Below are 19,749 nucleotides of genomic sequence, written 5' to 3'. Positions count from 1 at the left end.
CTTCGCTAATGCCACCAAACCATTGCAGATCAAGTACCACACCGCTTAGCGGGAAGTTATTCTTTTTAAGTGTGGCGATTTTCTGATCCAGCTCAGCCCAGTTATCAAAACCATATTCTGAAAGCCATAAGCCAAAAGCCGATTTGGGTGGAAGCAGCGGGGTGCCCGCCATCAACATATAACTACGGCGGATATCGGCAAGGGTTTTACCCGTCAGCACGTGCAGTTTGAAATCGCCGGCTCCGACACTGAGTTTATAAGGCGTGCTGCTAAAATCCCAGTTTTGTGGATAGCGATTATCGAGAATAAGTGCAAAAGGTTGTTTATGCTCGCTGGCAGGGAAATCAAAATAGGCGATAGGGAACAGGGTATTACCATTGAAGCCCCCATTAAATCCGCTCATGGTATTTTTACCATGGCGTGTCTCACCGAGGCGATTAGCGTTGGTCGCACCTGGATTGACAAATTCTTGTCCCAAACCCAATATTGAGTTTGCTGCTGTTTTTAGATAAGCACTTTTTTCCTCACCGTTTCGGGAGCCTGAGCATAACTCAAACAATAATTTCTGTTGCGCTGATATTTGCAGACACTGATTGTTAAACTTGCTTTGTAATTGCGTAGTTTTAGCGACTGCAGGTAATTTCAACCAGCTTTTTTGCGTAAATGAATTTTGATCTTGATGGTGGTCGCCATCACTGACAATTAAACTGAGCAGATGAGATCGTTCCTCAACCCCGTAACTGATCGCCGGTAGCATAGCTTTCTCAACTAAACTTTTCGACAGTGGATGTTGACTGCCGATCTGCTTATCAAGCGCATCCTTAAATGCAGCGCGATTCTCAAACGTAACATTACGTAACGTTTTTAATTGATTTTGCTCCTCTTTGCTTAACTCTTTACGCATTTTAAATAAAGTCGAGGCATTGAGCTTATATCCCTGTTCATTGCCAATCCATTGAATTTCAGCCCATAACTGGCTGCTGAATAAGAGGGTAAAAAATAATATAAAAATACGCATCACACTGTCCTTGTTGGATTTTAATAAATCTTGTAAGGAAGATAATGTTTTTGTTATCAAGGTGCAAGCGGATTTAGCTGTTTAGGTGCGCCATTATAGGTAATAGTTGAACCGCAGGGGGGGGAGGTATTATTATCTAGGAAAAGAGAGATACAATTATTTGGAGTAGATGTGACAGCAATCTATCTTAATGCGCATGATAATGCGCTGCCAAAACCAAATTCACTGAGCATCTCAAAATATGAAACAGAGATCAGAGCCGAGTTAAGCAAGCAGATAAATGCGGCAAAGAAACAGAAGAGTGAATTAAAGGCGCAAATTAAAATTGCAAGTAAAGCGCAGCAAGTTATGAAGGTGGCAGGCTTACAGTTTCTTTTACAAAGTACCGTCAATAAAGAAAAAAGATTCGCGGATGAGCTAACTAAAAATTCGTTTATTAACGCCAAGGCAACACGACTGGAGATAGCGGCGGTACATCCGATATTACCTTTTGTCACCTGAGTGCAGAAAAATCTGAAAAACTAAATAGAGATGATGACATTCTTTCAACGCAAGGGATAAGGCAGGGCGGAATTGCTTGCGATAAGCACTTAGCAAATGGTGTGCTATCACCTTTATTCGGTCGTGGTGGGCGAACCGTTGATGGGCGTGCAATACCTAATCTATTGTTTTCCGGAACTTTATCAATTGATAATATGCCGGAAATAACTGATTTCTATTCACTGGGCAGAACGTTATCAATTCGGCAATATATTATTGACGCTGAAGATCCTTTGAAACTGTTACGTCTGCAGCGGGTGCAGAAAAATCGCTTAACGCATCAGTTAATGCATTCGGTGGAAAGGGCAAAAATAAAGCTCAGTGACAGTGAGCAGATAAGCTTACCGCTTCATTTTGTTGAAAAAACTTGAGGTAAATATTACCCAAATCGAGTCGTCAGAGACGATGAAATTGTGGTTGGATAAACTCTTCGCTATGATTAATACTTCAATTAAAAAGGTCGGAACTCAACCTGAAATTATCTATCTAACCGGGGGGATGGGGTTATCGCCTATTGTTCAAAAAGCAATTAGAACTGCATATCCTTCGATCAATATTGAAGTTGCAGATCCATTTAGCTCTGTTGTTCTCGGCGCGGCTATCAAAGCAAAAAAGGTTTTTCAGTAACGAGTTGATATGCAGTTTCTGCCGTTACTTTTGGCGTGATAAAGTGCTCTATCCGCGTTATGAAGCAATTTTTCTACTGTCAAGAGATCACCTTGTAGCACTGCAATGCCGATGCTGATGGTTAACACGTTGGATATTTTTGAATACCCATGGTCGATATTTTGTGCAAGAATAATATTTAACATATTCTGTGCAACCTTTACGGCTCCCTCTTGCAAAGTGCAAGGCAATAGCACCACAAACTCCTCACCACCAAAACGAGCAACGAAATCAGTTGCTCGTGTCAGTGTCTGCTGCATTGCTTTGGCGACCTTAATCAGCGCTTGATCTCCCTTTAGATGGCCGTATCCATCGTTATATTGTTTAAAATAATCAATGTCGATCATCAGTAATGCGAGTGCGCTACCCGTTCTTTTGGCTGCGTTTATCTGTGTCGTTAAATATTGTTCATAAGCTCTGCGGTTGGGGATTTGTGTTAAAGGATCCGTTTCACAGAGTGATTTTAACGTTTTATTAGATAAATCCAGTGCCTCTGCTTGTTTTAACAGTAAGCGTTTTTGCGCCGCAAGCATGCGTTGATTTTCCTTCTGCTCGCTAATATCTAGGTGCGTGCCAATCATACGCAGCGGTTGTTTATCTTGAGCCCATTCAACGACTTGACCTGTATCATAGACCCAAATCCAGTGTCCATTTTTATGCTTCATACGTGATTCGAAAATGTAATATTGCGTTTTACCTTGCCAATGCTCTTTAAGTAATCGCTCAGATTCAGGAAGATCATCTGGATGAGCATATTTAATCCAAGTATCAATATTGACCGGAGAAATCTCATCTAATGTGTAGCCGATAATATTTGCCCAGCGCTCGTTAAATATTGTTTCACCGCTTTTAATCCACCAATCCCAGATGCCAACGCCAGTGCTCTCAATAACCAACTCTAAGCGCTGTTCATCTTGTTCAATTTTATTGTAGCTGTGGTCAATAGATGCAATTAACTTTTCTATATCAGCAAAACTTTTTTCAATATCTGTCTTCTTTTCATTAGCATCAACCTGTACCTGAAGGCGTGCTATTAGCTTTAGAAGGTTATCCATAACTTTTTTCATAGGCTCACTTATCCGTTTTGTAGAGCATATGCGTATGTTTTTTTAAGCTGGTAAATAAATACGCTACACAGTAAGGTCTACTCCTCTGTATTATAGTTCAGCGCTAAAAAATAATTATCTGGCAGAACAAACTTTTAAAATTGCTAAATATACTTTATGGAGAGAAGCTGCCTGACAATGAGCTGCTAGCCGTCAGTGTAAACAGCAGCTCTAACGATTAAAATAAAGATAAAAAAGATAATCTATACTTCAGTGATAGGCTGTTGATTGGTGACCAATTAACACACGGCAAAGGACACTTTACGTATATGAAAGTCAACATATTGGCAGCACTAGAAAAACGACTTGGCGCCGAACAAAGCAAACGACGTATTGCGAGTGAAGAGGCGCATACGGCGCAGGTGTTTGGACAAGGTCGTAACTTTTTTCATATTGAGAATTTCTACTCCATACATAAAATTATCAGAACTATAATGCGCTTATGCCTGATGCTCGGTAAAGGGCAGCGTAATGCCAGAAATATTCAGCTACGTCAAAACACGCTCAAGCTCCCACACTTAGATAAAGCATTTCAAGGTTTTACCCTTCTGCATCTTAGCGACCTTCATCTAGATATGGATGAGAAGGCGACTCTGGCGTTGATGGAACAGGTGAGAGCGGTTAATTATGATATCTGTGTTATGACTGGAGATTATCGCGCACTCACATACGGAGAGATAGATAAGGCGCTTGCCGCTATGGCGCGCGTGAGAATACATCTAAACAAACCTGTCTACGCAGTATTAGGAAATCATGACAGCATTTTAATGGTTCCCGCTTTAGAAGAGATGGGGATCCAACTGCTTGTTAATGAAAATACGCTTATTAAACGGGGCAAGGCGGCACTGTTTCTGGCCGGAATTGATGATGCACACTATTTTCGTGCTGACGATATCCCTAAAGCGGCAAATGGGATCACTGAAACCACACCCAGTATCCTCTTATCTCATACACCTGCTATCTATAAGCAAGCAGCAGAAGCGGGTTTTGATTTGCTTCTTTGTGGTCATACTCATGGCGGACAAATATGTTTGCCGGGTGGTATTCCTCTTACACTTGACTCTGACTGCCCCCGTTTTGTGGGCAAAGGGGCATGGTATTATAATAATTTACAAGGTTACACGTCGGTAGGCTCGGGTACGTCAATCGTTAATGTACGTATAAACTGTCTACCGGAAATTACGCTGCATAAACTGATCTGCAAAGATTAACCGCTGCCAGCAAACATGGGGGAATGATGATAAATTATTTTTTGGTGGGAATAAATGACTGAATCTATCAACGCGGTATCAAAAAAGTCAGGTTTACCGCCTGGTTCACTTATTCATGTCGGTAGTGTTCTGGAAACGGTAACCAGAATGACGGTCATTGATTACAGTGAGGACAATGTTAAAGAAAAAGAGATCCAATCTGTAGATGAATTTCTCAAGTATAAAAATAGAGATACCATGACCTGGGTGATTATTGAAGGTTTAACAAACGTCAGTATTATTGAACAGATTGGAGCAATATTTGGCATCCATCAACTGGTACTCGAAGATATTCTCAATACCAATCAGAGGCCTAAATTCGAAGAATATGATGACCATCTGTATATTGTGCTCAAATGCCTGCTCCCGGAAAATGAGTATTTCTCTGTTACCTATGAGCAGATAAGCCTTTTAATTTTCAAGAACATTGTATTCACGTTCAAAGAAAAAAAGGATGATCTCCTCTATCCTATTTTGCAACGTATTAGAGCGGGTAAAAGTCGCTTCAGAAGCTTCGGCTCAGATTATCTGACCTACGCGATTCTGGATACTATTGTGGATCAAAATTTTATTCTATTAGACTCATTGGATGATGAAATTACTGAATTAGAGGATAGTTTATTAGCCTCTGAAGCAACGCCTGATATGCTCAGTACAATCCAAAAGCTTAAAAGGGAAGTGATCAGCATCCGCAGGTATGTTTCTCCTCTAAGAGAATTGATAGCAGAAATGCTTCGCAGTGAGTCGGAACTGATCAGTGAAAAAACGCATATTTACCTTAAAGATGTCTCTGATCATGCAATACGTGTCGTAGAATCAATAGAGTTATATCGAGAGATATTAACCAGTCTATTGGATATTTACGTATCTAGCGTAAGTAATAAAATGAATGCAGTTATGAAGGTGTTGACCGTATTTTCTTCTATTTTTATTCCTTTGACTTTTCTTACCGGGATCTACGGAATGAACTTTGAATATATGCCTGAGTTGAAATGGGAATGGGCATATCCAATACTTTGGACTGTTTTTATTACCATTCCCGTTTTGCTGCTTATCTATTTTAAAAAAAAGAAGTGGTTATAAGCCGCCTGCTGTTTTTATTCGCATTCATAAAAGCGAATATTTGAGCTAATGCGGGTGTTGACGAATCCCCCATTGATAAAGTAGGCGAGAGGTTAGAATATTAAGCAGAAAAAACAATAATGTCACCACGGCAATAGTAGTTACTCCATAATCTAAGAAAATTGCGCCTGTAACAAGAGGGAGCAGCGCCTCTGGAATCTGATCCAAACCGAGAAATTTACTGCTCGAAGGGCGTCTAAGGCGTCGTTTAATAAAACTGGAAAGTAGATCCCCCAATAGAGCTGCCGCCCCAAATCCAAGGCCAAATAGCGGTGTAAACCCCAACAAAGTTGCGATAATGGCTGCGCCAACGATGCCGGTAAAAAGACCTCTCCATGTTTTAGAATGACCAAATAACGGATAGCCATCACCAAGCAGCCGTCCCCCATCTATTGGCTGAGATAAGGTTGTGCCCATGCAGCGATGTAATATTGCGGGAATACCGTTAGCCGCAATTAAAATCAGCAGCAGCTTAAATGCTAACATTGTGCGGGCTCAATTAGACTAGCGTGGTTTAAAAGTGGCATTGGCTCTCCTTGCTATACGCACATCAACTTTAAGATAACCCATTAATTCATAAGGAAATGGTGGACACCTTATGAGTATAGACCAATAGCAGGTGACAGTGATGGAAGAGTGCAGGCGGGGGAGTTAAACGATATTGTGCAGCGCAATATTATAAGAAAACCAGCTAAAGAGCTGGTTTTTCAGTTGCATTACTGGAATCCTTAAATATGTATCAGTTAAGCAGTAACCGCTTCTTTTCGATCATCTTTTTTAAGAAATGCATAACTAAAGCCGGTGACGGCGGTGCCTGCGGCGATCGCTGCCAAATATAATAAAACAGGACTAATCGCACCCGGAATAAGTAGTACAAATAAGCCGCCATGTGGGGCCAGTAACTGTGCACCGAAAAGCATAGAAAGCGCACCCGTTAAAGCGCCTCCCGCCATGCAGCATGGGATAACGCGTATCGGATCTTCAGCGGCAAAAGGAATAGCGCCTTCTGAAATAAAACAAAGCCCCAATACAAATGATGCTTTACCCGCTTCTGCTTCACTGGGAAGAAATTTAGATTTTGCTAAGAATGTCGCCACCCCCATCCCTAATGCTGGAACCATTCCGGCTGCCATAATCGCGGCCATTGGCGCATAAGTTTGCGATGCCAACAGACCGACACCAAAGGTATATGCCGTTTTGTTAACTGGGCCACCTAAATCGAAACACATCATGGCGCCAAGCAAAATACCCAGTAATACCGCGTTCGCCGATCCCATATTGTTGAGAAACTCAGTGAGTGAGGCCATAACTGCAGCTATCGGAGCACCGATAATATAAATCATCACCAATCCGGTAACCAAACTGGCGAGCAAGGGAATAATCAAGATAGGTTTAAGCGCGGTCATTGAATCGGGTAAATTGACTTTATCGGCAATAAGTTTAGCCGTATAACCGGCCAGAAAACCGGCCAGAATAGCACCAAGGAAACCCGCGCCGGTTGAACCTGCCAGCATACCGCCGATTAGACCGGGGGCAAGACCGGGCCGATCGGCAATAGAGAAAGCAATAAACCCAGCCAACACCGGGAGCATCAGTGCAAAGGCTGAGGCCCCGCCTATTGTCATTAATGCCGCCGCCATTGTGCCTTCCTCTTTAAAGGCTTCAATACCGAATACAAAAGAAAGTGCAATTAATAGACCACCAGCAACAACGACTGGCAGCATATGCGAGACACCTGTCATCAGGTGTTTATATACGGCCGATTTCTGTTTACTCTGGCTAGCCTCTTTATTGGCGTCTTGGCTTTGGAAAACAGTGGCTTGCGCAAAGGCGTTATTGATCTCCTGCTCGGTTTTTTTAAGTGCTAAACCGGTGCTGGTTTTGTACAGTTTTTTACCATTAAAGCGGGCTAAATCCACTTCAATATCGGCGGCAATAATAACCAAATCCGCATGCTGAATATCTTCTGCGCTTAACAGATTTTTTGCCCCGACAGAGCCGCGAGTTTCAACTTTAATCTCATAACCTAAACGCTTGGCCTCATTTTCCAAAGCAGCCGCCGCCATAAAGGTATGAGCAACGCCAGTCGGGCAGGCAGTAATAGCGACTATGTTTTTATTTTCGGCTGTGGATTCCATCGCTACAGGTTCAGCAGCCGTAGTCACTTTGCTTAATTTTGTGGCTTTTGCAACGGCATTTTGCAGATAAGCTTTGGCATCGCTCAGACATTCGGAAATATCAGATTGATAGACCTTTTTACCTTTAAAACGGCTGTTATCAAGCGCTCTATTGGTTGCAATAATAATACAGTCTGCTGTGTCAATTTGCGTTTGTGTAAGGGTATCAACGGGGCTAATGGTAGACTGGCACTCTATATCCACATCCCAGTTTAATTCCTTTGCTGCTTTTTTTATTAAACCCGCAGCAATAATGCTGTTGGCTATGCCGCATGGGCAGGCGGTAACGATAGCTAATTTCATATTTCTATCCTCTCTATCCATTAATTAATTGGGATCTGATTTGCACGCTTTCCTGTATTGCCTGCACTTGCTTAATATCTTCAACACCGACGCCGATTTGACTCACAGCCAATGCGGCCAGTGCGGTTGCAAAACTTAAGCTTTGCGCTTTACTCCACTGATTGAGTTCCGCCCAGCAAAGTCCTGCAACTAAGGTATCCCCTGCACCGACGGTGCTGACTACCGTCATTTTGGGTGGCGTCGATTCTATCCAGCCCGCTTGGTTAAGCCAAAGTACGCCTTTTTCACCGAGTGAGATCACCACATTTTCACAGCCTTGCTGCTGTAGTTTTTCGGCGGCACTTTTGATGTCGTGGGTACTGCTTAATGTTTGCCCAACAAGTGCGCTAAGTTCTTCATCATTAGGTTTGATAAGATAGGGGCGTGCTTTAACACCTGCGGCTAAGGCAATATTGCTACTGTCAAAAAACACTTTTTTACCCGCTTTTTGCAATGTTTCAATCCACAATGCAAGCTGCTCAGGTGAAACACCTTGCGGCAAGCTACCCGCAATAACAAAGATCTGATGTGACTGCGCAAGGGCAAATAAAGTGTTTTCAAATTTCACAATCTCATCTGCTGTAATCGTTGCGCCGGGGAAATTAAGATCGCTTACCTGCCCAGAACTTTCAACTATTTTTACATTGATTCGACTGGCACCCTTTACGCGGATAAATTTATCAGTGATTTTTAATGAATCAAACAGCTGTACAAAGGCCTCTTGATTATCAGCGCCAAGCAGCCCGCTGTTACCTTTGCGCCCAGTTCAGCAAGTACTTTGGCAACATTTATCCCTTTACCAGCAGGGTGCAGGCTACCTCTGTGGATCAAATTCACTTTACCTGTCAACAGCAGATCCAGTGAACCGGTGAGATCTAATGCTGGATTTAAAGTTACAGTGACAACTTTTAATTTTGTTTTCATACTATGCTCTCACCTAATCCTTCATCAATGGCTTTACCTATTGCGGCCAACGCTTGCTCAGCATCTTCACCTTGTGCTGTGAATTGTAGTTTATCGCCTAATTTAACGCCCAGAGTCATTACCTTCATCAGGCTTTTGGCATTTTCAGTTTTACCGTTGCCATTTAGTTTGCTCAGTTGAATTTTAGCCGTAAATTTTTTTGCGGTATGAACGAGCATCGCCCCTGGACGCGCATGCAAACCATGCGGATTTTTAATGGTAAATATCTGCTGGCTGCCCGTAAGTTTTTCTTGCGTTAACAAGTCAATAATCTCTTTTTCGGAGGCGTTAAATAACGGCGCGGTTTTTTTATGATATAAAAGTTCAATCAAAAAGTTTAAGTTTTTGAGGTGCAGTTGGTTATTACTGGCTAAACACAGTACGCCTTTAACGGGGGAGCCTTGAAACTGCAAAGTCTCACTGCTTGTTACAAAAGAGAGGGCCGTTTTGACAACCCCTTTATTACTGCAGGCGAACCAAAGTCCTTCACCTAAGTCGCAGATATTGTTAAGCGCATCGCTGACAAAGGTATCATTTACCGCACCGCTGTTTTTCATTAAGCCTGCGGCTACGGCGCTAAGCTGTAATAACTCGCTTGCCGGAAAATCAAGTTGGATCAAGTCACTGTTAAATTCAATTTCACTTTGAACTTCGCCCGACAGTAACGCGACAATGGTTTCAGCTTTGTCTGCTTGTTTGAGTAGTTCCTCAACGCCATCGGCACTGAGTACTTTCGTCAGTTGTTTGAGAATAGTTAAATGCTCATCTGATTTAGCGGCGATGCCGATTGCAAGATAAACCAGATTAGCATCTCCCCAATCGACCCCTTGTGGGAAGTGGTGGACGATAACACCTGTTTGCTTGACCATGCCGCGTGTCTCTGTGGTGCCGTGAGGGATAGCGATGCCATTGCCTAAAAAGGTCGAGTTTTGAACTTCTCGTGCGAGCATACCTTCGCGGTAACCGGCTTCAACATAGCCCTTGTCTGTAAGGCTGTGGGCGATCGATTTTATCGCCTCTTTTTTATTTATAGCGACTTGAGAAAGAACAACATCATTCTTGCTAATTGTTAACATGGCTTACACACCTTATTTCTGTATACCTTAACTGAACGGTTCAGCAGGCAGTTAAAAAATATTGCGACAAATGAAAGAAGCAGGGTCTTTGTGCAGGAATCACTTGACTCTTAGATAATCCGTTAGAATAAAGGGTAGAGAAGAAAACCCGCTTAGCTGAAACGATTCATTAGCTATACTGGATCGTTTTAGTTACTATTATCACTAGTTTAGTAAAATTTTATTATTTGCCAATAACTACTGATGTGAATTACATTGCGGTTATTAGTATTATTACTGTGAGTTATAGATGAAATTAGAAGACATCGCAAAGTTAGCGGGCGTTTCACGCACTACGGCCAGTTACGTAATAAATGGCAAGGCTGATCAATACCGGATTAGTGAAAAAACGCAGAAGAAAGTGATGGCGGTGGTAAAAGAGCATAATTACAAAGCCAATTATGCAGCCAGTTCATTAAGAGCGGGCAATAGCCGCACCTTTGGTTTGGTTATTCCCGATTTAGAAAACTCCAGTTATGCCAAGCTGGCTAAGTTGCTCGAGCGGGATTCAAGAAAAGCGGGCTTTCAATTAATTATTGCCTGTTCGGATGATGATCCTGATACCGAAATGAACGTTGTATCGAGCCTTGTCAGTCGCAGTATTGATGTGCTTATAGTCGCGAGTGCTTTAACCGCTGATAGTGACTTTTATCGCAAGATTCAAGCTAGAGGAGTGCCAGTCGTGGCGATAGACCGTACGCTTGATGATGAAGTTTTTGCCAGTGTGATAAGTGAAGATCTCGAAGGTGCGTTTGAACTAAGCCAATCGATACTTGTAAAAGATATCAATAGTATCGGTTTGATTGGCGCGGTGCCTAAGCTGGGTATTTCCAAAGAGCGTGAGCAAGGTTTCAAAGCGGCACTTGCCGAACATGGAAAACTGCTTGATGTTAAGTACGCATATGGCGAACACTTTAGTGTTGAAGAAGGCCGGCATTTGGCGCAGCAATGGATTGAACAAGCTTGCTTCCCCGATGCGGTGTTAGTCACTTCTTATGCGCTATTTGAAGGGGTGTTAGATAGTTTATTAGCACATCCTCAATTGCTGCAAAAAGTCGCGTTAGCTACCTTTGGTGATAACCGCCTGTTAGATTTTTTACCGGTTAAAATTCAGTCGCTTCCTCAGCAGTTTGAGATGATTGCAGAAAAGGCACTACAGCTTGCACTTTCCGCAGCCAAGGGTGACTATAATCCCTGCATTGAAGTTGTTCCACGCCGGTTAATTAAGCGGTAGAATAGCACTGTTAACGTGCGCCATATAAGATAATAAAAGTGTCCCATTCTCACATTATTTAAGGATAAAGTATGGAAGCTAATCATGTTGAAGTCAGGCATTTAAACAAGCAGGATATGTTAGAGCTGCAGAGTGCGTCAGCCGATGTTTACCTGATAGATAAACTCAATGCATGGAATGAAAAAGCCCTCGATGCTCTGTTAACGCGTTTTCCTGATGGGCAAATCTGTGTTTGCGTCGATGGTAAAGTGGTTGGCTGTGCTTTTTCATTAATTATTGATTATGCAAAATTTGGTGATGAGCATACCTATGATGAAATTACATCGAAAATGACCTTTTCTAATCACGATCCTGATGGTGATGTTTTATATGGTATTGAAGTTTTTATCCACCCAGACTACCGCGGATTAAGGCTCGCGCGCCGTTTATATGCAGCGCGCAAAGAGTTATGTGAAAATCTTAATTTGCGCTCCATTATAGCGGGTGGGCGGATGCCCAATTATTCAAAATTTGCAGGCGAATTGAGTGCAAAACAGTATATCGAGAAAGTAAAAGAGAAAGAGATTTTTGATCCCGTCTTAAGCTTTCAGTTAGCCAATGATTTTTTTGTGCGCAAACTGTTGAAAAATTATCTTGCCGGGGATGTTGAGTCGCTGGAATATGCCACCTTACTGGAATGGCCCAATATTTATTATACCCGTTCAGTTAAACTGATTAATGCGCCGAAGTCGGAAGTCCGTATCGGCTTGGTGCAGTGGCAAATGCGCAGCATGGCTGATCTTAATGATCTGTTTGAACAAATTGAATTTTTTGTCGATGCAGTATCGGACTATAAAAGTGATTTTATTCTCTTTCCTGAACTCTTTAACGCGCCGCTGATGGCACCTTTCCACCATTTAAACATTCCTGAAACAATCCGTAAGTTAGCGGATTATACGATTCCCATTCGTGATAAATTTATCGAGTTTGCGATCACCTACAATATCAATATCATCACCGGCAGCATGCCTTATCTGGTTGATGATAAGCTTTATAACTCAGGCTTCTTGTGTCGTCGTGATGGCAGTTGGGAGCGCTATGATAAAATACATGTCACCCCTTCAGAAAAAAGAAATTGGATTATGACAGGAGGCGATCAAATCAAAGTATTTGATACCGACTGTGGCAAAGTGGGCATAATGATTTGTTACGATGTGGAATTTCCTGAATACTCCCGTTTACTCGCCGATCAAGGGATGAATATCTTATTTGTTCCTTTTTTAACTGATACACAAAATGGTTATACCCGAGTGCGTCATTGTGCCATGGCGCGCGCTATCGAAAATGAGTGTTATGTGGCGATTGCCGGTGCAGTGGGCAACTTAGCACGGGTTAATAATATGGATATCCAATATGCGCAGTCGGCGCTCTTTACCCCTTCTGATTTTGCATTTCCTACCACTGGCATTAAGGCTGAAGCAACACCCAACTCAGAAATGAGCTTAATTGTGGATGTTAATTTAGATCTCTTAAAAGCCTTACATAGCCACGGTAGTGTACATGCCCTGAAAGATAGACGTCATGATCTGTACTCGCTAAAAATTATTGATAAGCACTAGGGGCTGCTAATCTTGCGCTTTTATTTAAGTTGACAGTAATGGCAGTAGCAGAAGGCACTCTGCTACTGCCGAAACATAAAGCAGAGCTGTCACTTTAAAAGCTACTTTGTTCCAAAAAGCACCTAAATCCCTGGCCAAATTTAGCGATCTCCTCGTCACCGATTTTTGCCTGTTTATTTGGATTTTAATAGCACTCCCCTCACAGAATCAAAATACAACCATAATTTGACAGTATAGTATTGAAATTTGGCAAAAATTAACCACAAAAGTACTCTATACCCTCTAAAATATTTTCTAAATGCTGGCATCACCATACAAAGTGTAAAGAAACAGTTGATATATCTGCTCAGCATAATGGCCATAGACAAAGAGATTGGGCAATTACCCAACTAAAGCAAAACAAATAATTAATTTTTTAATAAAAAATTTTATCGAATTGGACTTTTACATATGCAAACAGAAAAAATCAGCATCGCCCAGAAAAACCTTGTCCCTATCAGTCGTCAAGCTGCTGGCGAAGGTATCGTACTATTAGAAAATAAAAACGCGACACTTCCTCTGCAGCTCGGAGAGAAAATATCTCTTTTTGGTCGCTGCCAAATAGATACTTATCGCAGTGGTACTGGCTCTGGTGGCGCTGTCAATGTACCTTATGCAATCAACGCATTAGAAGGGCTTCGCGGCAACCCGGCAATTGAGATCAATGAAGCTCTTGTAACTATCTATGAACAGTGGATTGCCGACCATCCATTTGACGATGGCGGTGGCGGCTGGGCTGCGGAGCCTTGGTTCCAACAAGAGATGCTGATTGCTGACGATATTATTAAACAGGCTGCCGCTAACTCAGATAAAGCACTATTTTTTATCGGCCGCACCGCAGGTGAAGATCAAGATAACGTAGATGCAGCGGGCAGTTATCGGCTCACTGATGACGAAGTTTTAATGATTGAAAAGGTTAACGCTCATTTCGACAATGTTATTATTGTTCTTAATGTTACCAATATTATGGATATGTCATGGCTGGAGTCGATAAAAAATAAGCAATCAATTCAAGCGGTTCTCTATAGTTGGGCTGCCGGTATGGAAGGTGGTCATGCGTTAGCTGATGTTCTTTGCGGCGACCTCTCACCCAGCGGCCGTCTGACTGACAGCATTGCTTATAAACTTGCAGACTATCCATCATCGGCTAATTTTGGCCGTAAAGATTTTAATCTTTACGTTGAAGATATTTATGTTGGTTACCGTTATTTCCAAACGTTTAACCCGGAAGCTGTCCAGTACGAGTTTGGTGCGGGTCTTTCATACACACAGTTTAGCCGCGAGCTGGTTTCACACTCGGTGCAAGGCACCGGCATTGACCAACTTCTCCATTTTGATATAAATGTAGAAAACATCGGGTTAGCGCATAGTAGTAAGGAAGTTATCCAAATTTATGTTGAGGCGCCGCAAGGAGAGCTTGGTCAACCTGCACGTGTATTAGCTGGCTTTGCTAAATCAAAGATACTTAAGCCGGGTGAACATGAAATTATTCGCGTTTCCATCGCACTTAAAACGCTTGCGTCCTATGATGACAGCGGGGTAACAGGACACAGTAACTGCTATGTTCTCGAGCAGGGCTGTTATCAGTTTTATCTCGGCGCTAGCGTTCGTCACGCACAAAAACTCTCTGCAACATTGCAGCTGGAACAGCTATTAGTGACCGAAGTGCTCTCTGAGGCACTGGCACCGATCAAAGCTTTTGAGCGACTAAAACCTGGCGCGCTAGACGACAATGGTCTGTATCAAGCAACTTATGAGTCGGTCCCGCAACGCAGCATTTCGCCCGCTGAGCGGATTAATGCAAATATGCCCAGATCTTTTGCGATCACAGGATGCCAAGGGATCAAGCTGATTGATGTAAAAGAGGGGCGCGCATCACTAACAGACTTTGTTGCGCAAATGAGCCATGAGCAACTTGCAACCATTATTAGAGGCGAAGGAATGTGCAGCCCTAAGGTTACTCCTGGCAGTGCAGCCGCTTTTGGAGGCGTTTCTGAGAGCTTGTTTAATTTAGGAATTCCAGTGGCGGCTGCAGCGGACGGGCCTTCGGGAATACGCATGGACAGTGGCCATAAAGCAACGCAAGTGCCGATCGGTACGCTACTTGCCTGTACCTGGAACAGTGAGCTTAATGAAGCGTTATTCTACCTTATCGGGCAAGAGCTTGGTGCCAATCAGATTGATACATTATTAGGCCCGGGTATCAATATTCATCGCCATCCACTTAACGGTAGAAACTTCGAGTACTTCTCTGAAGATCCGCTAATGACCGGAATCATGGCCGCAGCGCAAACCCGTGGTCTTAAAAAGGCAGGCGTATCCGGGACCATTAAGCACTTTGCAGGCAATGACCAAGAGACTGCTCGAGTCGATGTTGACAGCGTAATGTCACAACGTGCGCTACGCGAAATTCACCTTAAACCCTTTGAAATGGCAGTTAAAGAGGGCCAGGCTTCAACTATTATGACTGCTTATAACCCGATTAACGGGCATTGGACCGCATCTAATTACGATCTCAATACCACTATTTTACGTGGTGAATGGGGGTTCAGTGGGATTGTGATGACCGACTGGTGGGCTAAAATGAACGATCCGATTGAAGCGGGCAAAGAAGGTAAAACCTTTACCTCGTTTATGATCCGCTCACAAAATGATCTTTACATGGTGGTGGAAAAAGACGGTGCGCAAAGCAATGCAATGGGCGACGACACGCTCAAAGCACTGCAAAAGGGCACCTTGAGTGTCGGCGAACTGCAACGCAGTGCAATGAATATCTGCCGCTTTATCATGGAAGCACCTGTAATGGCGCGTCCGCTTAAAGCTTATGAGCCGATCAAAACGTTTGCAGCAAACAGTGACATTTCAGGTATCAATGCACAGCCCATTGAAGATACGATCCAACTTAATCGTAAAACCAATACCAGTTTCACGATTGCAGTTGCAGATCCAGGTATCTATCAATGTAGCGCTCTTATTTGTTATGAGAGGAACTCACTTGCGCAATCTTCGTGTAGCCTGCGCTTTAACGGCATCTTTAGCATGTCTCTTGCAGTTAATGGTACCGATGGCAAGCTGGTAACCATTGAAGGGCTGCAGGTTAAACTGGAGAAAGGGCTCTATAAACTTGACCTGGATTTCGTAAAATCCGGTCTAGAGCTTGAACGTCTTATTTTTACTAAAGCGTAAAAGTAGACAGTAGCCAGTAGCGGCACTCAAAACAACCTTTGAGTGCCGCTGTGAAAGCCTGTAGAGATCAAAAAAGTGCGCGTAGTGGATGTTATTCACCAATAAATTTAGGGTAATGCAATGAAAACAGAAAAACAGAAAATGTTGGCGGGCCAGCCTTATAAGGCTTGGGATGAAGAGTTGCTGCAAGCGCGTACGCAATGCCGTAAAACACTGCAAAAACTCAATAATTCGCTGCCCAACAGTGCTCAGTGGAAAGAGGCGATCACAGCCCTCCTGCCTAATGCGACAGGTGAAGTCTACTTAGAGCCGCCATTTCGCTGTGATTATGGCAGCAATATAATAGTGGGCGAGAACTTCTACGCCAACTTTAACTGCGTGGTGCTGGATGTAAATACCGTCGAAATTGGTAATAACGTACTCTTTTCGCCGAATGTGCAGGTCTATACAGCAGGGCATCCGCTAGATGTAAAAGGCCGTGTTGAAGAGGGAGTTGAGTTCGGCTTGCCTATTAAAATCGGCAATAACGTCTGGATCGGTGGCGGTGTAATTATCTGCCCCGGCGTCACCATTGGTGATAATACGGTAATCGGTGCGGGCGCTGTAGTGACCAAGGATATTCCGGCTAATGTAGTTGCTGCGGGCAATCCGTGTCGGGTGATCAAAACGATAGATAATTAAATAGCGCGTCTGCCAGTACTCTCCTTGTAGCTTTATCCTGCGCGGAACAGAGCATAAAAGGAGCTAATCTAATTATGACTAACGTAACGCCATTGGGAGAGCGTCTAGCAGATCACAAATTTATTTATTTTCTCAGTCTAGAGTGACACTAGGGGGATGATCTATCTTTTGCAATGTGCAACATTGACTTTTAGTTAGTGCTAGTATGATATTTACTTTCTTTAATATCATGAGTTAAAGAATATAAGTTATGAATGGTTATGGCATTGAATATCGTAGATAAAAGGTTTGGGTCTCCCGACTTTTATAGTAATCTTCAAGTTAAAAATTATCATCGCGCTTACTTAAATATTAGTAGGTGATTTGTTTCTGCCGCAGAGCAGCTGCGTTCTGCACATAAGTTAATATTTGAGGTATAGATAATGAATATAGTTTGGGCAACAAGTGAGGCCGCACCCTATGCGAAAACAGGTGGATTAGCTGATGTATCATACTCACTGCCATACGCACTAGCTGAAAATGGCCACAATGTTTCAGTATTTATGCCGTATTATCCGCAGGTTATGGGTGATAAATGTGATGATACAGAGTGTGTTTATAAACTTCTGGGTGTCCCTTTTGGCGATTCGAATGAGGAATGGGCAAGTATTCGCCAGCATAAGATCAGTGAAAATCTTTCTTTTTACTTTATAGAATTTGATAGGTACTTCGATCGCCCTAAACTATACGATTGGGATGGTAATGAATATTCTGACAACGCAGAACGCTTTATATTTCTGAGCAGGGCAATCATGCAGGCTGTACTGGCACTTGATATCCAGGTCGATGTTTTGCACGCCAACGATTGGCACACTGCGCTGTGTAATGTCTATTTAAAAAGTGATCTCTATAACTCATATGAAAACTTCAGCCGAACCAAATCAATTATCACTATTCATAATATTGGCTACCAGGGCGTATTCAAAAAATCGAATCTTTACTGGACAGGACTTGGTTGGGATTACTTTAACGTCCACTGCTTTGAGTTCTACGATCAGCTTAATCTCCTAAAAGCGGGGGTGCTGACATCCGATATGGTGACAACCGTTAGTCCTACCTATGCAGAAGAGATTCTCACACGTGATTACGGATTTAGCTTAGAGCGCGCGCTTCAACATCGAGCGGTACAAGGTAAACTACGCGGTATTTTAAACGGAATCGATGTCATTGAGTGGGATCCTGAAACAGATAAGTTACTTCCTTACAATTTTTCAGATAAAGATCTAACCGGTAAAGCACAATGCAAAGCGGCTCTGCAGGAAGAATTTGGTCTACCAGTTCGCCCTGATGTGCCTATTTATGGTGTCGTATCACGACTTGCTCATCAGAAGGGGCTTGATGTCTTTATTGAGTGTATCGATGATATGCTCAAAGAGGATGATGTCCAATTTGTTATTATTGGCTCTGGAGAGACGTGGCAAGAAACGGCTTTATCTGACTATGCCAAAGCTTATCCAGATAAATTCGGAGCTCATATAGGCTACAGCAACAAGCTTGCCCATCTGGTTGAAGCGGGTTCAGATTTCTTTGTTATGCCGTCAAGATATGAGCCTTGTGGGCTTAACCAGATGTATAGCATGAAATATGGAACTGTCCCTATTGTAAGATCAACGGGTGGCCTTGAAGATACAGTGAACAACTACTCAGCGGGAAATATCAATAAAGCAACCGGGTTTAAATTTTACGATCTTTATCCTGCCGCGCTGAGAGACACATTGAGATGGGCTGGTTCTGTATACCGTAACGATAAGCCTGCATTTGCAAAAATGGTAACTAATGGGATGAAGATGGATTTCTCATGGCATCACACGGCAGTTGAATATGAAGAGCTGTATCAACATGCAAACTCTCGATTCTGATTGCAGATAGCCAACCTGCAGCAATTCAGCGACTGCGTCAATTAACTGAGGCGCAGTTGGCCGGTTGATTTATTAGGGATTTTTAATGAATATCTTCATCGACTATCAGCATATTATCCGGCCAGCTGTTTTTGTACTGCTCTTTATAATATTAGCCATAGCGGAGTTTTCACATCCGCTCGCCAAGCGAAAATCGTCCCGTTTACAACAATGGTCGATCAATTTAAGTCTTGGCGTTATTAACACTCTTTCTATGAAATTGCTTTTGCCGTTACTTGCGGTGGGGGCGGCGCATTATGCCAGTGAACATCAAATCGGTATTTTTAATCTGCTTAATTTACCTTCTCTTGTGGTGATTATTTTGTCTTTATTGATGCTTGATCTGATTATTTATGGTCAGCATGTTTTGCTGCATAAGATCCCCTTTCTTTGGACGCTACATCGCATGCATCATACGGAAATAGGATTGGATGTTAGTTCTGCGCTGCGTTTTCATCCTATTGAAATGGTGCTTTCCATGGTTATCAAAATTGCTTTTGTATTATTGCTCGGTGTACCTGTTGCTGCGGTTATTCTCTTTGAGCTGCTCTTAAACGGGTTGGCATTATTTAATCACAGTAATCTTAAATTAGCCGCCAAGCTTGATAACTGCTTACGAAAAGTGATTGTCACCCCCGACGTTCACTGGATACATCATTCGCACCTAGTTAAAGAGACCAACAGTAACTATGGCTTTAACTTAATTATTTGGGATAAATTATTTTCAACCTATACAGCTAAACCCAGTGTTGATTATCCGCAAATGCAGCAGGGA

The 19,749-nt window shown here is 42.7% G+C and carries 18 protein-coding genes; 11 read left to right on the top strand and 7 right to left on the bottom strand.

Going from position 1 to position 19,749, the window contains the following annotated elements; all coding sequences use genetic code 11:
• Nucleotides 1-1,018, bottom strand: a 1,018-nt coding sequence (locus ACJAT7_RS12160) for a TIM-barrel domain-containing protein (protein WP_415227070.1), incomplete at its 3' end; no start/stop codon positions are given.
• 171 nt (nt 1,019-1,189) lie between these two features.
• Between ACJAT7_RS12160 and ACJAT7_RS12155 the strand changes: the two genes are divergently transcribed.
• The 3 genes from ACJAT7_RS12155 (at nt 1,190) to ACJAT7_RS12145 (ending at nt 2,185) form a co-directional block, all read left to right on the top strand.
• A complete protein-coding gene (locus tag ACJAT7_RS12155) occupies nt 1,190-1,519 on the top strand; it encodes a hypothetical protein (protein ID WP_415227069.1) in 330 nt (109 codons plus the stop codon).
• Between the two features lie 101 nt (nt 1,520-1,620).
• Complete coding sequence (locus ACJAT7_RS12150; protein WP_415227068.1) at nt 1,621-1,929, top strand: hypothetical protein; 309 nt, start codon at nt 1,621-1,623, stop codon at nt 1,927-1,929.
• Nucleotides 1,930-1,963: 34 nt separating this feature from the next.
• Nucleotides 1,964-2,185 (top strand): hypothetical protein, encoded by a 222-nt coding sequence (locus tag ACJAT7_RS12145; RefSeq protein ID WP_415227067.1) that lies wholly within the window; start codon nt 1,964-1,966, stop codon nt 2,183-2,185.
• Here the strand turns inward: ACJAT7_RS12145 and ACJAT7_RS12140 are convergent.
• Nucleotides 2,179-3,291 carry a diguanylate cyclase gene (locus tag ACJAT7_RS12140; protein ID WP_415227066.1) on the bottom strand — a complete coding sequence of 371 codons (1,113 nt, stop codon included), beginning with the start codon at nt 3,289-3,291 and terminating at the stop codon, nt 2,179-2,181. The two genes, ACJAT7_RS12145 and ACJAT7_RS12140, sit on opposite strands and share 7 nt — an antisense overlap.
• A gap of 308 nt (nt 3,292-3,599) precedes the next feature.
• On the opposite strand from ACJAT7_RS12140, the gene ACJAT7_RS12135 reads away from it, so the two are divergent.
• Together ACJAT7_RS12135 and corA are read left to right on the top strand one after the other, a co-directional pair.
• The gene (locus ACJAT7_RS12135; RefSeq protein ID WP_415227065.1) at nt 3,600-4,541 is read left to right on the top strand and encodes a metallophosphoesterase; all 942 of its coding nucleotides are present in this window, start codon (nt 3,600-3,602) and stop codon (nt 4,539-4,541) included.
• 54 nt (nt 4,542-4,595) lie between these two features.
• Nucleotides 4,596-5,663 carry a magnesium/cobalt transporter CorA gene (gene corA / locus ACJAT7_RS12130; protein ID WP_415227064.1) on the top strand — a complete coding sequence of 356 codons (1,068 nt, stop codon included), beginning with the start codon at nt 4,596-4,598 and terminating at the stop codon, nt 5,661-5,663.
• Between the two features lie 45 nt (nt 5,664-5,708).
• Here the strand turns inward: corA and ACJAT7_RS12125 are convergent, their stop codons facing one another.
• The 5 genes from ACJAT7_RS12125 to fruB form a co-directional block, all read right to left on the bottom strand.
• Nucleotides 5,709-6,188: a CDP-archaeol synthase gene (locus ACJAT7_RS12125; RefSeq protein ID WP_415227063.1), complete on the bottom strand. Its 480-nt coding sequence runs from the start codon at nt 6,186-6,188 to the stop codon at nt 5,709-5,711.
• Nucleotides 6,189-6,445: 257 nt separating this feature from the next.
• Nucleotides 6,446-8,182 carry a PTS fructose transporter subunit IIBC gene (gene fruA, locus ACJAT7_RS12120; protein ID WP_415227062.1) on the bottom strand — a complete coding sequence of 579 codons (1,737 nt, stop codon included), beginning with the start codon at nt 8,180-8,182 and terminating at the stop codon, nt 6,446-6,448.
• 13 nt (nt 8,183-8,195) lie between these two features.
• Nucleotides 8,196-8,909: a 1-phosphofructokinase gene (locus ACJAT7_RS12115; protein WP_415227071.1), complete on the bottom strand. Its 714-nt coding sequence runs from the start codon at nt 8,907-8,909 to the stop codon at nt 8,196-8,198.
• Between the two features lie 2 nt (nt 8,910-8,911).
• The gene (locus ACJAT7_RS12110; protein WP_415227061.1) at nt 8,912-9,145 is read right to left on the bottom strand and encodes a PfkB family carbohydrate kinase; all 234 of its coding nucleotides are present in this window, start codon (nt 9,143-9,145) and stop codon (nt 8,912-8,914) included.
• Complete coding sequence (fruB, locus tag ACJAT7_RS12105) at nt 9,142-10,260, bottom strand: fused PTS fructose transporter subunit IIA/HPr protein (protein WP_415227060.1); 1,119 nt, start codon at nt 10,258-10,260, stop codon at nt 9,142-9,144. The genes ACJAT7_RS12110 and fruB overlap by 4 nt, the downstream gene beginning before the upstream one ends.
• A gap of 289 nt (nt 10,261-10,549) precedes the next feature.
• Here fruB and cra point away from each other — a divergent pair, with 289 nt between their 5' ends.
• The 6 genes from cra to ACJAT7_RS12075 form a co-directional block, all read left to right on the top strand.
• Nucleotides 10,550-11,533, top strand: a complete 984-nt coding sequence (cra, locus tag ACJAT7_RS12100; RefSeq protein WP_415227059.1) for a catabolite repressor/activator — start codon at nt 10,550-10,552, stop codon at nt 11,531-11,533.
• Nucleotides 11,534-11,604: 71 nt separating this feature from the next.
• Complete coding sequence (locus ACJAT7_RS12095; protein WP_415227058.1) at nt 11,605-13,131, top strand: GNAT family N-acetyltransferase; 1,527 nt, start codon at nt 11,605-11,607, stop codon at nt 13,129-13,131.
• Nucleotides 13,132-13,581: 450 nt separating this feature from the next.
• A complete protein-coding gene (locus tag ACJAT7_RS12090; RefSeq protein WP_415227057.1) occupies nt 13,582-16,356 on the top strand; it encodes a glycoside hydrolase family 3 protein in 2,775 nt (924 codons plus the stop codon).
• Nucleotides 16,357-16,476: 120 nt separating this feature from the next.
• Nucleotides 16,477-17,037: a sugar O-acetyltransferase gene (locus tag ACJAT7_RS12085; RefSeq protein WP_415227056.1), complete on the top strand. Its 561-nt coding sequence runs from the start codon at nt 16,477-16,479 to the stop codon at nt 17,035-17,037.
• Between the two features lie 422 nt (nt 17,038-17,459).
• Nucleotides 17,460-18,935 carry a glycogen synthase GlgA gene (gene glgA, locus ACJAT7_RS12080; protein ID WP_415227055.1) on the top strand — a complete coding sequence of 492 codons (1,476 nt, stop codon included), beginning with the start codon at nt 17,460-17,462 and terminating at the stop codon, nt 18,933-18,935.
• Nucleotides 18,936-19,020: 85 nt separating this feature from the next.
• Nucleotides 19,021-19,749: sterol desaturase family protein (locus ACJAT7_RS12075; RefSeq protein WP_415227054.1), on the top strand; the 729-nt coding region annotated here is incomplete at its 3' end.

Source organism: Psychromonas sp., assembly GCF_047632995.1.
GTDB lineage: Bacteria > Pseudomonadota > Gammaproteobacteria > Enterobacterales > Psychromonadaceae > Psychromonas.
The sequence above is the reverse complement of the archived record's forward strand: the minus strand, read 5'-3'. Positions and strand labels throughout refer to the sequence as shown.

Coding starts and splice junctions, on each gene's coding strand:
- ACJAT7_RS12145 (WP_415227067.1), top strand. CDS start 1,964: ATGAAATTGTGGTTGGATAAACTCTTCGCTATGATTAATACTTCAATT.
- ACJAT7_RS12140 (WP_415227066.1), bottom strand. CDS start 3,291: ATGAAAAAAGTTATGGATAACCTTCTAAAGCTAATAGCACGCCTTCAG.
- ACJAT7_RS12135 (WP_415227065.1), top strand. CDS start 3,600: ATGAAAGTCAACATATTGGCAGCACTAGAAAAACGACTTGGCGCCGAA.
- corA (WP_415227064.1), top strand. CDS start 4,596: ATGACTGAATCTATCAACGCGGTATCAAAAAAGTCAGGTTTACCGCCT.
- ACJAT7_RS12125 (WP_415227063.1), bottom strand. CDS start 6,188: ATGTTAGCATTTAAGCTGCTGCTGATTTTAATTGCGGCTAACGGTATT.
- fruA (WP_415227062.1), bottom strand. CDS start 8,182: ATGAAATTAGCTATCGTTACCGCCTGCCCATGCGGCATAGCCAACAGC.
- ACJAT7_RS12110 (WP_415227061.1), bottom strand. CDS start 9,145: ATGAAAACAAAATTAAAAGTTGTCACTGTAACTTTAAATCCAGCATTA.
- fruB (WP_415227060.1), bottom strand. CDS start 10,260: ATGTTAACAATTAGCAAGAATGATGTTGTTCTTTCTCAAGTCGCTATA.
- cra (WP_415227059.1), top strand. CDS start 10,550: ATGAAATTAGAAGACATCGCAAAGTTAGCGGGCGTTTCACGCACTACG.
- ACJAT7_RS12095 (WP_415227058.1), top strand. CDS start 11,605: ATGGAAGCTAATCATGTTGAAGTCAGGCATTTAAACAAGCAGGATATG.
- ACJAT7_RS12090 (WP_415227057.1), top strand. CDS start 13,582: ATGCAAACAGAAAAAATCAGCATCGCCCAGAAAAACCTTGTCCCTATC.
- ACJAT7_RS12085 (WP_415227056.1), top strand. CDS start 16,477: ATGAAAACAGAAAAACAGAAAATGTTGGCGGGCCAGCCTTATAAGGCT.
- glgA (WP_415227055.1), top strand. CDS start 17,460: ATGAATATAGTTTGGGCAACAAGTGAGGCCGCACCCTATGCGAAAACA.